Origin of the sequence: Pseudomonas sp. W2-17, from assembly GCF_041060445.1 — a bacterium.
Taxonomy (GTDB): domain Bacteria; phylum Pseudomonadota; class Gammaproteobacteria; order Pseudomonadales; family Pseudomonadaceae; genus Aquipseudomonas.
In genome coordinates, this window is record NZ_JAUFNS010000020.1 from 35,176 (window position 1) to 47,435 (window position 12,260).

The 12,260-nt window shown below is 62.4% G+C and carries 9 protein-coding genes; 3 read left to right on the plus strand and 6 right to left on the minus strand.

Annotation, left to right across the window (positions count from 1 at the left end; translation table 11 throughout):
- Nucleotides 1-27 precede the first annotated feature (27 nt).
- Complete coding sequence (locus tag QWI20_RS21680) at nucleotides 28-1,641, plus strand: NAD(P)/FAD-dependent oxidoreductase (protein ID WP_369307167.1); 1,614 nt, start codon at nucleotides 28-30, stop codon at nucleotides 1,639-1,641.
- Between the two features lie 170 nt (nucleotides 1,642-1,811).
- The gene (nhaA, locus tag QWI20_RS21685) at nucleotides 1,812-3,002 is read left to right on the plus strand and encodes a Na+/H+ antiporter NhaA (RefSeq protein ID WP_369307168.1); all 1,191 of its coding nucleotides are present in this window, start codon (nucleotides 1,812-1,814) and stop codon (nucleotides 3,000-3,002) included.
- A 92-nt stretch (nucleotides 3,003-3,094) separates the two neighbouring features.
- Here the strand turns inward: nhaA and QWI20_RS21690 are convergent, their stop codons facing one another.
- The 6 genes from QWI20_RS21690 to dinG form a co-directional block, all read right to left on the minus strand.
- On the minus strand, nucleotides 3,095-3,559 hold the full coding sequence (locus tag QWI20_RS21690; RefSeq protein ID WP_369307169.1) for a glycine zipper 2TM domain-containing protein: 465 nt from the start codon (nucleotides 3,557-3,559) through the stop codon (nucleotides 3,095-3,097).
- A gap of 208 nt (nucleotides 3,560-3,767) precedes the next feature.
- Complete coding sequence (gene pdxH, locus QWI20_RS21695) at nucleotides 3,768-4,415, minus strand: pyridoxamine 5'-phosphate oxidase (RefSeq protein WP_369307170.1); 648 nt, start codon at nucleotides 4,413-4,415, stop codon at nucleotides 3,768-3,770.
- Between the two features lie 48 nt (nucleotides 4,416-4,463).
- Nucleotides 4,464-5,570: an OmpA family protein gene (locus QWI20_RS21700; protein ID WP_369307171.1), complete on the minus strand. Its 1,107-nt coding sequence runs from the start codon at nucleotides 5,568-5,570 to the stop codon at nucleotides 4,464-4,466.
- Between the two features lie 150 nt (nucleotides 5,571-5,720).
- On the minus strand, nucleotides 5,721-6,869 hold the full coding sequence (locus QWI20_RS21705; protein WP_369307172.1) for a serine hydrolase domain-containing protein: 1,149 nt from the start codon (nucleotides 6,867-6,869) through the stop codon (nucleotides 5,721-5,723).
- A 74-nt stretch (nucleotides 6,870-6,943) separates the two neighbouring features.
- Nucleotides 6,944-9,310: a beta-agarase gene (locus tag QWI20_RS21710; RefSeq protein ID WP_369307173.1), complete on the minus strand. Its 2,367-nt coding sequence runs from the start codon at nucleotides 9,308-9,310 to the stop codon at nucleotides 6,944-6,946.
- Nucleotides 9,311-9,420: 110 nt separating this feature from the next.
- Nucleotides 9,421-11,565 (minus strand): ATP-dependent DNA helicase DinG, encoded by a 2,145-nt coding sequence (gene dinG / locus QWI20_RS21715; RefSeq protein ID WP_065992603.1) that lies wholly within the window; start codon nucleotides 11,563-11,565, stop codon nucleotides 9,421-9,423.
- 129 nt (nucleotides 11,566-11,694) lie between these two features.
- On the opposite strand from dinG, the gene QWI20_RS21720 reads away from it, so the two are divergent.
- Complete coding sequence (locus QWI20_RS21720; RefSeq protein WP_369307174.1) at nucleotides 11,695-12,159, plus strand: CopD family protein; 465 nt, start codon at nucleotides 11,695-11,697, stop codon at nucleotides 12,157-12,159.
- The last annotated feature ends 101 nt before the right edge of the window (nucleotides 12,160-12,260 follow it).

A 12,260-nucleotide genomic window follows, 5' to 3' on the forward strand; every position in this document is an offset into this window, starting at 1 on the left:
TCCTGCGGCCCGAAACCGGATCTTTCAATGTTACGAATCACCGAATTCAAACTGCCGCTGGACCACGCGGACGACGAACTGCGCCCTGCACTTCTGCAACGCCTGGCCATCGGCAGCGACGAGCTTCTGGATTTCACCCTGTTCAAGCGCAGCTACGATGCGCGCAAGAAATCCACCGAGCTGCAGTTCATTTACACCATCGACTTCCAGGTGCGCGACGAAGCCGCCCTGCTCCAGCGCCTGAGCCACGACAAACACATCGGCCCGGCGCCAGACGTCAGTTACAAAGTGGTCGGCCACGCCCCTGCCGATCTGAGCCAGCGTCCGTTGGTGGTCGGCTTCGGCCCGTGCGGGATTTTCGCCGGCCTGTTGCTGGCGCAGATGGGCTTCAAGCCAATCATCCTCGAACGCGGCACCGAAGTCCGTCAGCGCACCAAGGACACCTGGGGGCTGTGGCGCAAGAACGTGCTCAACCCGGAGTCCAACGTGCAGTTCGGCGAGGGCGGCGCGGGGACGTTCTCCGACGGCAAGCTCTACAGTCAGATCAAAGACCCGAAATTCATCGGTCGCAAAGTCTTGCACGAGTTCGTCAAAGCCGGCGCACCGGAAGAGATTCTCTACGTCAGCAAGCCGCACATCGGCACCTTCCGGTTGACCGGCGTCGTCGAGAACATGCGTCATCAGATCGAAGCGCTGGGTGGCGAAGTGCGTTTCCAGCAGCGGGTCACCGATGTGCTGATTGAAGACGGCCAGATGCAAGGCGTCGTGCTCGACAGCGGCGAGCGCATCGACTCGCGGCACGTCATTCTGGCACTGGGCCACAGCGCCCGGGACACCTTCCGCATGCTTCACGGCCGCGGCGTGTTCATGGAGGCCAAACCGTTTTCGGTCGGCTTCCGCATCGAACACCCACAGGGCTTGATCGACCGCGCGCGACTGGGCAAGTACGCCGGTCACCCGAAGCTGGGCGCTGCCGATTACAAGCTGGTGCACCACGCCAAGAACGGCCGTTCGGTGTACAGCTTCTGCATGTGCCCCGGCGGCACCGTGGTGGCGGCAACCTCTGAGCCCAACCGCGTGGTCACCAACGGCATGAGCCAGTACTCGCGTAACGAGCGCAACGCCAACTCCGGCATCGTCGTCGGCATTACGCCGGAGCAGGATTATCCGGGCAGCCCGCTGGCCGGCATCGAACTGCAGGAGCGACTGGAGTCCCACGCCTACATCATGGGCGGTGAAAACTACGAAGCCCCGGCGCAGTTGGTGGGCGATTTCATCGCAGGCAAAGCCTCAACGGCACTGGGCGGCGTCGAACCTTCCTACAAGCCGGGCGTCAAGCTGACCGACCTTGCCGACGCGTTACCCGCCTTCGCCATCGAAGCCATTCGTGAGGCGCTGCCGGCGTTCGAGAAACAGATCAGAGGGTTTTCGCAGCACGACGCCATCCTCACCGGCATCGAAACGCGCACTTCCTCGCCCCTGCGCATTACCCGTGGCGAAGACCTGCAGAGCCTGAACGTCAAAGGCCTGTTCCCGGCGGGCGAAGGCGCGGGCTATGCCGGCGGCATCCTGTCGGCCGGCGTCGACGGCATCCGCATCGCCGAAGCGTTGGCCCGAAATATCCTGGGCATCACTGAATAAGCCATTTGAAGGCATCGCCCTACAGCACTCGGAAACGAATCCATACGATTCGTGAGCGGTGTCTGTAGGGCGTTATTTTTGATTACAAATTCGGCTTCAGATCCTGTTTTCAGACACCAGAACGCGCGTTAGGGTGGCGCTCCTTTTCAGGCTGCCCTTGGAGCGTCACCTTGCCCGTACGCAATACATTCAGACGTTTCTTCCAGCTGGAAGCCGCCGGTGGCTTGCTGCTGATCGCCGCCGCGGCCCTCGCCCTGATCATCAACAACTCGCCCCTGTCCTGGCTGTATAACGGCCTGCTTGAAACGCCCGTCGCTGCCCAGGTCGGCGCGTTGAAAATTGCCAAGCCATTGCTGCTGTGGATCAACGACGGCCTGATGGCGTTGTTCTTCCTGCTGATCGGGCTGGAGGTCAAGCGCGAGGTCCTGCAAGGGCACCTCTCGCGGCCCTCGCAAATTGTCCTGCCGGGCGCGGCGGCCATCGGCGGCATGCTCATCCCTGCCCTGCTCTTCTGGGCGCTTAACTCAGACAATCCCGCCGCTCTGAGTGGCTGGGCGATTCCCATGGCCACCGACATCGCCTTCGCCCTCGGCGTCCTGGCGTTGCTCGGCAAACGGGTGCCGGTGTCGCTCAAGCTGTTTCTCATGACCCTGGCGATCATCGATGATCTGGGCGCGATCATTGTCATCGCGCTGTTCTACTCCGGCGAACTGTCCAGCCTGGCATTGGCGCTGGCAGCCGCGTCGATTGCCGGGCTGATCACCATGAACCGCCTGGGCGTGACCAAACTCGCGCCCTACTTGCTGATCGGCACCGTCTTGTGGGTCTGCGTGCTGAAGAGCGGCGTCCACGCCACGCTGGCCGGCGTTGTGCTGGCGTTCTGCATTCCGCTGCGGACGCCCAAAGACGTCGCCTCCCCCCTGCAGCAAGTCGAACACGCCCTGCATCCCTGGGTGGCGTATTTCATTCTGCCGCTGTTCGCGTTCGCCAACGCCGGCGTCCCTTTGGCCGGCGTGACACTGGACAGCTTCACCCATCCCGTACCACTCGGCATCGCAATGGGTCTGCTGCTGGGCAAAGTCATCGGTGTGTTTGGCCTGACGTGGCTGGCCATCAAGACGGGGCTCGCATCACTGCCGACCGGCGCAAACTGGGGGCAGGTGCTGGGGGTTTCGATGCTGTGCGGGATCGGCTTCACCATGAGCCTGTTTGTCGGCTCACTGGCGTTCGTGCCGGGGCAAAGCGAGTTTGCCGGGATGGATCGAATGGGGATTTTGACAGGGTCTGTTCTCGCCGCGCTGATCGGCTACGGCATCACCGCAATGGCCAGTCGCGGAACGCCCTCAGCAGCAATGAAATGAAATGAAACGCTGAAATGCAAAACGCCCCGAATCATCGGGGCGTTTTCGCAAGCGGACGTTTGTAGATTCCGCTTCAGGACATGCAGCGCGGTTTAGTGGCTGACGCGGCTGGTGCCGTTGACGGTCATGATGCGAACGCGCTCACCCACACGGAAGATCTCGTTTTCCTGAACTTCCTGCACATAAGCACGCATGGTGCCGTCGTCTTCACGCACGGTGATCTCGACGCCTTGAGCACGGGTCAGGCCGCCTTCCGCTGCCGAACCCAGCAGACCACCAGCGACTGCACCGATCACGGCCGTCACGATGCTGCCGCGACCGCCACCGATGGCGCTGCCACCCACGCCACCGACAATGGCACCGGCACCTGCGCCGATCGGGGTTTTGGTGCCTTCAATCTTCACCGGACGCAACGATTCGATCGTGCCCAGCCGTACGGTCTGCACCTGACGAGCTTCGTCGCGCGAGTACGAGTCGCCGGTGAGGCTTGAAGTACAGCCGCCCAGCGTCAGCGCCATGACGGTGAACGAAGCAACCAACAGAACAGACTTACGCATAACAGTTATCTCCAGAGGTACAGGTAGCCATTAGACTCTGCGACGCCAATCGATGTCACGGTCCTGTATCGATAATTTACGTTTATTCAGGCGTGATACAGCAACCCGCCGACGTCTACTTCAGTGGACGACGGCGCCGGAAATTGATTCAAAGAAAAGTGTGACAGAGACCCTGGAACTGACAGCCCGGTAGTCCGAAGACCCGCACTCAGGGCGCGAGGCGCTCGCGCTGCCACTCATCTTCCAGCAGACGATAGTTCAGACGGTCATGCAGACGGCTTGGACGCCCCTGCCAGAATTCGATGCGATCCGGCACCAGACGATAGCCGCCCCAGTGATCGGGACAGTCAGGCTGGGTGTCCATGAAACGCGCCTCAGTGGCTTTGAGCAAGCCTTCGAGTTGTTCACGGTCGGCGATCACCCGGCTTTGCGGAGATGCCCAGGCACCCAGGCGGCTGCCGAGTGGGCGTACCTGAAAATAGGCGTCGGATTCTTCGTGGCTGACCCTGGACACGCGGCCTTCGATGCGCACCTGACGTTCCAGCGAGGGCCAGAAAAACGTCATGGCGGCAAAAGGACGGGCGCTCAGCTGCTGGCCTTTGGCGCTCTCGTAGTTGGAAAAAAACGTGAAACCCTGAGCGTCCAGGCCTTTGAGCAGCAGGACCCGGCAGTGGGGGCGACCGTCGGCGTCGACGGTCGCCAGCGTCATGGCGTTGGCCTCGACCGGCGCTTGCTCGGTTTCGACCGCTTCGTTGAACCAGCGATGGAACAGTGCAAAGGGCTCTCCCGGAGCCTGGGCTTCGGTCAACCCTTCGCGAGCATAGTTGCGACGCATATCGGCCAGACGCTGGCTCATCACTGCCTTCCTTAATCGAGATTCGTAAACAGAATCCCGATCTTAACCTCAGTTGCTGGCTTGAGCATCCGGCGCAGGTTTTTTGGCCGCTGCCTTCGCAGGCGCTGCCTTGGCTTTCACCGGCGCTGCTTTCTTCACAGGTGCTTTCTTGGCCGCAGGCGCTTTGGCGGCGGAAGCCTTGGTAGCAACGGCTTTCTTGGCCGGTGCAGCGGATTTGGCAGGCGCAGCAGCCTTGGTCGGCGCAACAACCGGGGCCGGGGCCGGCGCGTTGGCAGTTTGCACCGCCAGCAGGGTCGGCGCTGGCGGCAGGTTGTACTTGGCCATCTCGGCAACCATGGTGTCCTGCGGCGTCATTATGATTTCCACACGACGGTTGAGTGCCCGACCCGGCGCGCTGTCACCGGCCGCACGGGGCATGTCGGCGCCCATGCCACGCAGGTTCAGACGGTTACGCTGCAGGCCGCTGAGGCGGAAGATCGCCGCAACCGACTGGGCGCGCTGCTGGCTGATTTTGAGATCGTTATCGCTGGCGACGTCGCTGTGGCCCAACACCAGAACGGCGGCGCGCTGGTCGACTTCAACGATCTTGGCCATGCGGCTGATCGGGCCGAGGTTGGTCGGCAGGAGCATTTCCGGACGCTTCGGGTTGAAGGTGCTGTCGACCGGCGCGGTGACCACGAGGATGTCGTCACGGCGCTCGAGCTGGAACTGGCTGTCCTTGATCGCTTCGCGAATTTTTGGCTCGTTCAGATCCAGCCAGGCCTGGGTCACCTTCGGGTCGACTTTGGGAACAGCCGGCGCGGCGTCTTTTTTGGCGTCGGTTGCGCCGAACGGCCACCACCACTTGTTGGCGTCGCCGGCCTGGGCAACCGCCGGCGCAGCAGCCGGTTGAGTAGCGGCTACTTCTGGCTTCTTCTCAGTTTCGCCGTGGTCAGAACCAAACGGCCAGTACCAACGTGTACCGGTCTCGGCCTGGGCCTTTGCCACTTGGGCAGCCGCCGGGCCTGGCGCTGGGGCAGCGGGCGCTGCATCGGCGCCCTTGCCCGAACCGAACGACCACCAGTGGTCATTGCTGGCCGACTGATCCTGAGGGGTTTGCGCACAGCCGGTGACGGCGAGGCAGATGGCGAATGCGAGGCTTTTGTTAGCTGACATGGGTGACCCACATGAATAATTGATCAGAAAATGAACGAAGCAGCGCTCATATAACACGCATAAAGACCGTTTTGGAAAAAGAAACCGCCCTACGGTTCGGTTATCCAGATTTAACTGACAGTCGGTAGAACAAGCACTTAACGGCGATAGTTATTGCAAACACTCACCAAGCACGCGCACCAGACCCTGAGCACGCGGATCCATCAGCACGTAAGGGCCGAGGGTGTTGGTCACGAACCCAAACGCCACATCGCGCTCCGGGTCGGCGAAGCCAACCGAGCCGCCTGCGCCGGGATGGCCAAATGACTTGGCACTCAGCCCGAAGGTCGCGTTAGGCACCGCGGGTTGATCGAGCATGCAACCCAGACCGAAGCGGGTCTGGGTCAGCAGCGTCTTGTCCTGACCGATGCTGTGCTCCCGCGTCAGCTCGTTGAGCAAGTCGCCGTCCAGCAGGCTGCCATCCAGCAAGCCGCTGTAGAAGCCGGCCAGACTGCGTGCGTTGCCATGGCCATTGGCGGCAGGTTGCTGCATGCGCCGCCATTCCGGCTTGTTGGTGCTGGTCATGATCGACGGCGGGTTGGTGAACGCCCTCGCCGTCATGGACGCAGGTTCGCGCATCGTGGTCTGCAGCAGTCGCTGCGCGGCCTCATCACCGGCATTGCCCTTGCCTCTGGCAATGTGAGCGACGCGGTGAAACTCCTCGTCGGCAAGACCGACGTGGAAGTCCAGGCCCAGCGGACGTGAAATACGCGCAGCGATGGACTCACCCGGCCCGCGGCCGTCGGCGCGACGAATCATCTCGCCCACCAGCCAGCCGTAAGTGATCGCGGCATACCCATGGCCCTGCCCCGGTGTCCACCAGGGTTCCTCGGCAGCCAATACGCGGGTCATGGCCTGCCAGTCGTAAAGCGCTTCGGCCGGCAATATTTCACGAATCGCCGGGAGCCCGGCCTGATGACAGAGCAACTGGCGCAGCGTGACGGACTGTTTGCCGTTGGCCGCAAACTCGGGCCAGAGACGGGCGACAGGCTCATCCAGATTCAGCTTGCCCTCGCCCACCAACTGCAAGGCCGTGACCGCCGTAAAGGTCTTGGTGCAGGAGAAGAGATTGGCAATGGTGTCGCTGTGCCAGACTTCGCTGCCATCCTTGTCTGCCGTGCCCGCCCACAGATCCAGCACCGTCTCGCCGCCGATCTGCACGCACAGCGCTGCGCCACGCTCCTGCGGGTCGTCGAACAGCGCGGCGAACGCCTCGCGCACGGCCTCAAACTGAAGCTCGAAATGGCCTTGAATCTGCACGGTTTGGCTCTCCGGTCGGGCTGCAAAAATGGCGAACATTGTTCCAGCGATTGAACGCTTTGGGAACCGCCCGGTTAAGGACGTTTGCCGATCACATCCACGACCTGTCCATTGGCCTTGCGCACCGCGTCGACGAAGCCCTGGTACGGCACGTCGGTGATGCCCACCAGCCCGAGATGGCCGTTTTCGCCATCGAGCAAGCGGCCGGTGACAGGCTGATCCAGATACTGGAACCAGTGCACGCCGACAATAGAAGGCTCGGCCAGGGCGCTCTTCAGGAAATTAGCGTACGCCGGGCCGCGATCTTCCTCACGGGGCACTTCGAGCACCCCGCCCCAGAACGGCCCGCGATCACGGGAGCCAAAGTGAAACTCGGTGACCATCACAGGCTTGTCGAGCACGCGCAGTTTCGCGAAGTCCACGCCGTCCTGGGGTTTGAGGGTGTAGACGTTGAAGCTCAGCACGTCGCAGAACTTGGCGCAGGCTTCAACCGCTTCGGGACTGGTGACGCCAAAGCGGCCGCCAAGCAGCAGATGGTTCGGCGCATGCCACTTGAGCGCGTCGGAAATGGTTTTGAAATAGGTCTCGGCGAACACGCGCTGGAAATACCGGAAGTCGTTTTCGATCTCCGGGTGCTCTGCGCTGGGCAGCGGCGGCTCGAAACCCGGGTCTTCCATCAACTCCCACGCGGCAAGATGGATGCCCCACGCCTTGGACAGCCCTTCTTCGTTGCGGTACTTGTCGCGCAACTGCTTGAGAAACGCGCGCTTGGCTGGCACATCGGTGGTCAACTTCAGCGTGCCGTAGGCCAATGCGTAGCGATCCTTCGGATCGTTGCCCGGCGCCGCCCAGGCCAATTCGTTATCCGCGAAGTAACCGATCAGGTACGGATCATCTCGATGGTCGCGTGCAGCGATGGCAACGGCCCGTTCGGTGGCCATGGCAAAGCGCGGATCGAACGGGTCAGGCATGCCGCCCCACCAATCCAGACCGGTGCTGATACTCACGTAATCGCCCACGATGGACAGCGGCAGCGTGTAGGGCTCGCGGTCTTTTTTGCTGCTTTCCAGGTTCTGCAGCGACGAATCGCTCCAGTTGCCAACGGTGTTGAAGCCCCAGGCCTGCAAGCGTTGCAGGGTGTGATCAACCCAGCGTTTGCTGTCCACGATCACCGGTTTGCATTCAATGGCAGGCGCAGGCGTAGCGGGCTTTTCCGGCTGAGACGCCGGCGCGCTCTGCTCGGCAGAGCTGTCGCCAGTGGATACGATCTTTGCAGGAGTGGCAGCCGGGCTTTCGTCTTCGTCGTCAGCCGGCTCGACCGGCTTTGAGACTTCCACGCACTTCGGCACGCCGTAGGTGCGCTGCAGGTTGGCGCCATAGAAATCGAACCAGCGGCCCTGATCGAATTGGCGGTTGCGGTTGGCGCCCGTCTCGCGGTTGTCATCGCCCTTGCCGTAGAACACGGCGAGCGGATCGTCGCTGCCGGGCAGGCCGGTGAACATGGCTTCGCGGCCTTCGACGTAGGTCTGGCTGTCGTCAGCGGAGACGGCGTTTACCCCCAGCGAGTAGAACGGATGGCCTTCCGGCGTCACCAGATACCAGCGATCGTCGCGCTTCTCGGTGCGGAAAAAGCCCTTGGCTTCGAAGGACGGGCCGCTGAGCAAACCACCGTATTTGTCGTGGGCCGGACGGTCTTTCAGCCAGGTTTGCAGCTGTTGCTGCTCCTTGGCCGCCAGCGCCTTGAGCTGATCGTCGCTGGTGACCTTCTCCGGCCACTTGCCCCGGGCGAACTGACCGTAGCCGTCGACCAGGTTGCTGTAGGCCGCGGTTTGCAGCGCGTCGCCCTCTTGCACGCCGAACTTCTCGATCAAGACGGACTGGGCAACGTTGGGTTGAGACAGCGACACCGTGACGGATGAAACTTCAGAGCTGTCCAGCTCACCTTCGGTGTTGGCCAGCAACACGCGCTGCCCTTCGTACATCCACGGCATCGGTGGGCCGGCGCGCATGCCTTGGGTCATCGGCGAACTGGCCTTGAGCGGCAGCACCAGGGTTTGCGCCGGGCCGGCCGGCAGGTCAATGCGGCTGGTGAGGATTTTGCCGTCGCGGCTTTCGATCTGCACGTACACCGTCAACGCCCAATCCATCGCGCTTTGCAGGCGCAAGGTCATGGCGCTGTCGTGGCTCCAGTCCCAGACGCCGGTCTGCGGGGTCAGTTGCAGGCTGGGTTTTGCGACCGGGTTGAATACCACCCGGCGCAGCACTTCGCCTTCGGCGGTCTGTTCGGCGTTCGCCTGGGGAAACCCGGCATCCTGGGTCGTGACCTTCACCACGTCGGCGGGCCGCACGAAATTGAACAGCGTCTGCTGCACGTCAGGCGCGGCGTGGGCCATGCCGGCGCACAGCGTGGCAATGATGGCGGACAGTGAACGGCGAATCATGTGATCTGAAGCTCCTTGATCATCTGAAGCCCGGAGCACGACAGAGGTCGCGCGCATCCGGGCGGACCGAGTTAAGACCCGGTCAACCGTGGTGCAATTGCATCACGGGGTCAGGAAATTTCGCGCCGGAATGGCGGCAGTGCGTTGAGGATGGCTTTGCCGTAGCGTTGGGTCACGACCCGGCGATCCAGCAGCGTGATGATGCCGCGGTCCTGTTCAGTGCGCAGCAGACGACCGCAGGCCTGGATCAGCCGCAACGAAGCGTCGGGAACGGCGATTTCCATGAACGGATTGCCGCCTCGCGCTTCGATCCACTCCGCCAGTGCGGCTTCGACCGGATCATCCGGCACGGCGAAGGGAATTTTGGCGATGACGACGTGCTCACAGTAAGCGCCCGGAAGGTCGACCCCTTCAGCGAAGCTGGCCAGCCCGAACAGGACGCTTTCATCGCCACCGTCGACCCGCGCCTTGTGCTTGTTGAGGGTTTCCTGCTTCGACAGATTGCCTTGAATGAACACCCGCTTGCGCCAGTCCCGCTCCAGCCCGTCGAACACTTCCTGCATCTGTTTGCGCGACGAGAACAGCACCAGCGTGCCTTTGGAGCCTTCGACCAGATTCGGCAGTTCACGGATGATGGCCGCCGTGTGTTCGGCCGCGTTGCGGGGGTCGGCCTTAAGGTCCGGCACGCGCAACACGCCGGCGTCGGCATGGTGAAACGGACTCGGCACCACGGCGGTGACCGCGTCTTTCGGCAGGCCGGCGCGCATGCGGAAACGGTCGAACTTGCCCAACGCGGTCAGCGTGGCCGAGGTCACCAGCGCGCCGTAGGCGACGTTCCACAGGTTGCGGCGCAACATTTCGGCGGCGAGGATCGGGCTGGCGTTGACCTCGATGTCGAACAGCGAACCGCTGTCGGCGAGGGTCAGCCAGCGCGCCATGGGCGGGCTGTTTTCCGGGTCTTCAGCGGTGAAGGCGGTCCACAACTCCCAGTTGCCGTGGGCACGGGCCAGCAAGCTGCCGAACAGCGGGTACCACTCTTCCGCCTGATGGCTGGCGATGCCGATGTTGACCTCGCCGTCCATGCCTTCTTTAAGCAGCTCGGTCAGGCGCGTGAACAGGTCGTCGAGCCGGGCGAAGCCTTTTTTCAGCTCGATGCCCATCTCGCGCATGTGTTCGGGGACCACACCGCCGACGAAGCGATGGCGCGGACGCTCGCGGCCTTCCATGTCTTCGCCTTGCTTGAAGTCGGCCAGTTGCTCGCAGGCGGTGAACATGAATTGCTGCTGGGTCTTGATCTCGCGGGCCAGCTCCGGCACCTGCTCGATCAGCTTGCCCAGATCCCCCGGCAGCGGGTGCTGGGCGAGCAATTTGGTGAGGTTCTTGGCGGTTTGCTCCAGCCAGTCAGCGGTGGAGCGCAGGCGACTGAAATGGGCGAAGTGGCCGATGGCCTTGTCTGGCAGGTGATGGCCTTCGTCGAACACATACAGGGTGTCGCGGGGATCGGGCAGGACCGCACCGCCGCCCAGCGCCAGGTCAGCGAGGACCATGTCGTGGTTGGTGACAATGACGTCGACTTTGCCCATGCCCTCGCGGGCTTTGTAAAAAGCGCACTGCTGGAAATTCGGGCAATGGCGGTTGGTGCACTGGCTGTGATCGGTGGTCAGGCGCGCCCAGTCCTGGTCGGCCAGTTCCTGGGGCCAGCTGTCGCGATCGCCGTCCCATTTGTTGCCGGCGAGCTTTTCGATCATGGTGGTGAAGAGCTTCTGGCTGGCCTCATCCACTTCGATCTTGAAGCCTTCTTCTTCGAACAGCTGCGCGGTCGCACTCTGTGCGTCGCCTTCCTGCAGCAGCATGTCGAGCTTGGACAGGCACATGTAGCGGCCACGGCCCTTGGCCAGCGCGAACGTGAAGTTCAAGCCACTGTTGCGCATCAGGTCGGGCAGGTCTTTGTAGACGATCTGCTCCTGCAGCGCGACGGTTGCGGTGGCGATGACAAGGCGCTTGCCAGCAGCCTTAGCAGTAGGGATGGCCGCGATGGCGTAGGCGACGGTTTTGCCGGTGCCCGTGCCCGCCTCGACCGCCACCACGGCGGGATCACCCGAACGGCGGCCTTCTTCGTCGGTATCGACATCGCCCAGCACCTTCGCCACTTCAGCGATCATCAGGCGCTGGCCGTAACGAGGCTTGAGGCTCTTGGCTTCGAGGAAACGCGAGTAGGCGCCCTGAATCTGGGATTTGAGTTCGGTGCTGATCATGGGCTGGGTCGTTGGCTCGGCGTCACGGGTGCTGAATGAAAACACGAAAACCGCTGGATATATCTTCAGTAGTCGCAGCGGGCGGCTATCATACCGCGCTAATTCTTTCTGCGCAGATCGGAGTTCTCGATGTCACCTGTAGCCTTTGTCTACGCCTTGCACGTGCTGGCAGCGATTGTGTGGGTAGGAGGCATGTTTTTCGCCTGGATGATTCTTCGACCGGCGGTCATCGCCGCCCTTGAGGGCCCGGCCCGGTTGAAGCTGTGGCTGCAGGTGCTGCCGCGATTCTTCATCTGGGTGTGGTGCGCGGTGATCATGCTGCCGGTGACCGGCATCGGCATGATCAACGTCAACTTCAGCGGCTTTCAGACCGCGCCCCGCTATGTGCAGGTGATGATGGGTCTGTATGTGGTGATGGTGGCGTTGTTTCTGCGGGTTTCGACGCTGAACCTGCCGCAGTTGCGCAAGGCTGTGCTCGCCGAGCAATGGGCGAATGGCGAGGCCGCGATGGGGGGCATTCGGCGTCTGGTGGGGATCAATCTGGTGTTGGGGGTGGCCGTCGTGGCGATCGCTGCGATTCGGCCGATGTTTTGAGAGGCGGGGAAGAGTTGCTCGCGAAAAGGCGCTTCACCCGCTGGATATCCGGCGGTTTAGAGACCGTCTTCGTGAGCAAGCTCACTCCCACATGAACCGCA

What these genes read in the sequence shown, in the direction of transcription:
- QWI20_RS21680 (WP_369307167.1), top strand. Translation starts at nt 28, where the DNA reads ATGTTACGAATCACCGAATTCAAACTGCCGCTGGACCACGCGGACGAC.
- QWI20_RS21690 (WP_369307169.1), bottom strand. Translation starts at nt 3,559, where the DNA reads ATGCGTAAGTCTGTTCTGTTGGTTGCTTCGTTCACCGTCATGGCGCTG.
- pdxH (WP_369307170.1), bottom strand. Translation starts at nt 4,415, where the DNA reads ATGAGCCAGCGTCTGGCCGATATGCGTCGCAACTATGCTCGCGAAGGG.
- QWI20_RS21700 (WP_369307171.1), bottom strand. Translation starts at nt 5,570, where the DNA reads ATGTCAGCTAACAAAAGCCTCGCATTCGCCATCTGCCTCGCCGTCACC.
- QWI20_RS21710 (WP_369307173.1), bottom strand. Translation starts at nt 9,310, where the DNA reads ATGATTCGCCGTTCACTGTCCGCCATCATTGCCACGCTGTGCGCCGGC.
- dinG (WP_065992603.1), bottom strand. Translation starts at nt 11,565, where the DNA reads ATGATCAGCACCGAACTCAAATCCCAGATTCAGGGCGCCTACTCGCGT.
- QWI20_RS21720 (WP_369307174.1), top strand. Translation starts at nt 11,695, where the DNA reads ATGTCACCTGTAGCCTTTGTCTACGCCTTGCACGTGCTGGCAGCGATT.